3 protein-coding genes are annotated in these 2,486 nt (G+C 66.8%); 2 read left to right on the forward strand and 1 reads right to left on the reverse strand.

What is annotated here, in order from left to right:
- On the forward strand, nt 1–888 hold an 888-nt coding region (locus H928_RS27560; RefSeq protein WP_239644955.1), incomplete at its 5' end, for an RsmB/NOP family class I SAM-dependent RNA methyltransferase.
- 64 nt (nt 889–952) lie between these two features.
- Here the strand turns inward: H928_RS27560 and H928_RS0112745 are convergent.
- Entirely contained in the window at nt 953–1,333 is a 381-nt protein-coding gene (locus tag H928_RS0112745) for a hypothetical protein (RefSeq protein ID WP_021026857.1), read from the reverse strand.
- 259 nt (nt 1,334–1,592) lie between these two features.
- Here H928_RS0112745 and H928_RS33310 point away from each other — a divergent pair.
- On the forward strand, nt 1,593–2,486 hold an 894-nt coding region (locus H928_RS33310; protein WP_373604919.1), incomplete at its 3' end, for an aminotransferase class I/II-fold pyridoxal phosphate-dependent enzyme.

The following is a 2,486-nucleotide window of genomic DNA, read 5'->3' on the forward strand; positions in this document are numbered from 1 at the left end:
CAGGTGGGTGAGCAGTTCGAGCAGCTGGCCGCCAGCATGCTGGAGACGGCCCCGCTGGATCTGCGCGCCAATGCGCTGCTGACCAAGCGCAGCGAGCTGCAGAAAGAGCTCAAGGAAGCGGGCATCAAGGCCGAACCCACCCCGTACTCCCCCTGGGGCCTGCGCGTGGCGGACAAGCCTGCGCTGTCGCGCCTGGAGGCCTTTGTCAAAGGCCGGGTCGAGGTGCAGGATGAGGGCTCGCAGCTGCTGGCCTTGTTGCTGGATGCCAAGCGCGGCGAGATGGCGACCGATTTTTGCGCCGGCGCCGGCGGCAAGACCCTGGCCATTGGCGCCACCATGCGCAGCACCGGCCGCCTCTACGCCTTTGATGTGTCGGCCCACCGTCTGGAGGCGCTCAAGCCGCGCCTGGCCCGCTCGGGCCTGTCGAATGTGCACCCGGCTGCCATTGCGCATGAGCGCGATGAGCGGGTCAAGCGCCTGGCCGGCAAGATGGACCGCGTGCTGGTCGATGCCCCCTGCTCGGGCCTGGGCACCCTGCGCCGCAATCCCGATCTGAAATGGCGCCAAAGCCCCAAGGCGATTGAAGAGCTGACGGCCAAGCAGACCGCCATTCTGGCCAGCAGTGCCCGCATGGTGAAGTCCGGCGGCCGCCTGGTCTATGCCACCTGCAGCATCCTGCCCGCTGAGAACGAGGCGATTGCCGAGGCCTTTGCCGCCGCCCACCCGGACTTTGTGCCGATGGATGCCGGCGAGCTGCTGGCGGGCCTGAAGGTCGAGCAGGCCGCCAGCCTGTGCAGCGGCGGCGACAGCGGCAGCCTCTACCTGCGCCTCTGGCCCCACCTGCACCAGACCGACGGTTTCTTTGCCGCCGTCTGGCAACGCAAGTAAGGCAGTCAGTCCAATAAGGCATTGGCCACCAAGGCGATTGCGCCTTGGCAGGCTGCCTCTGCTGTCAGCCTTTCCAGCCCAGCCATTCGGCCACACTGCGCCAACCGGCACGCCAGCCCGCATAGGCCTGCACCTGCACCAGCAATTGGGCGGGCTGCAGGCCTTGTGCTTGCAGCCAGTACCAGCCCGCATGCGCGCCATTGCAGTGCGGGGCCTCTTCGGCCACCAGGCGCAGCGCGCTGTGCCAGGGTGAGCTGATCCGCAGCTGCCCGGCGCGGCAGTACAGGCTGCTGCCCGCCTCCAGATACAACCATTGGCCCTGGCCTGCACGCAAGGCCAGGCTGTTGCTGTGGATGGCGGGCTGCGCCGGGGCGCTGGTCTGGGCCTTGGGGCTGGCGCTGCCTGGCAGGGCGGTGGCGAGGCGGGCGGTGGTGCTGGTGGTCATTTTTTGCGCTTTCCTGAGCATTGCAGAACAGGGCTCTAGCGTAAAAAAATGCAGTGCAACGCAACAGACACAGTCCGCACCAGGGTCGGGCAGAACAGCGCAAGCACAAAGCGGCTGTTCTGGTTCAAAATCGCAGTTTCTGTATCTGTTCTGTCAGGGTTGAACCTGAGACCATAGCGCTGCGAATGGGAACCTGGCCCTGGCCACTGCGGTGGCGCACAAGGGTGAAGGACAGGTTCCCGGAACCAGGAGTCCTGCTGTGCCGCTGTTAGAAGAGAGTCTGTGTGATATCCCCGAAAGCCATGCCCTAGACGCGGCAGGCAGCCCGCCTGCGGACGATGCGTTTCTGTACGAGCGCATCGCCGCGCATTTTGAGCAGGCCATTGCCCAGCAGACCCTGGGTGTCGGCGCGCGCATGCCCTCGGTGCGCGATATCCGGCGCCAGCACCATGTCAGCCACAGCACGGCGCTGCAGGTGCTGCGCGTGCTCGAGTCGCGCGGCCTGATCGAGGCGCGGCCCCGCGTGGGCTACTTTGTCAGCGATACGGCCCTGCAGATGCCCGCCGCGCGCGAGCCGCTGCAGCTGGGCCCTTTTCCGATGCAGGACCACCGCTTTGAAGGCATTGGCGAGCGGGCGGCCGAGTACCTGAACAAGGCGCGCCTCAAGGGGCCGCTCAAGGTGGACCTGGGCAGCGCGATGCCGGCGCCCGAGCTGTTCGATGCCAAGCTGCTCAACCAGCTGGCCGTGGCCTTGCTGCGCGAGCAGCCCCAGATCCTGGTACACGGCCCTTCGGCGCCGTTCACCCATCCGGATTTTCAGGCCTCGATGGCGCGCTACGCGCTGGGCTTTGGCGTGCGCCTGGCGCCGATGGACATTGCGGCGACCTTTGGCAATTCCGAGGCGGTGAACCTGGCGCTCGATGCGCTGACTCAGCCGGGCGATATGGTGGCGATTGAGTCGCCCACCTTCTACGGCATCCTGCAGGCGATCGAGGCCAAGAAGCTGCAGGCGCTGGAGATCCCGTCGAGCCCGCACACCGGCATGTCCATCGAGGCGCTGGAGCTGGCCCTGCGCACCCACCCCAACCTCAAGGCCGTTGTGGTGGTGCCCCACTTGCAGATGCCCCAGGGCGCTACCATGCCCGACAGCCAC

The sequence above is a fragment of the Comamonas sp. B-9 genome (assembly GCF_000410635.1).
In the GTDB taxonomy this organism is placed as follows: domain Bacteria; phylum Pseudomonadota; class Gammaproteobacteria; order Burkholderiales; family Burkholderiaceae_C; genus Comamonas.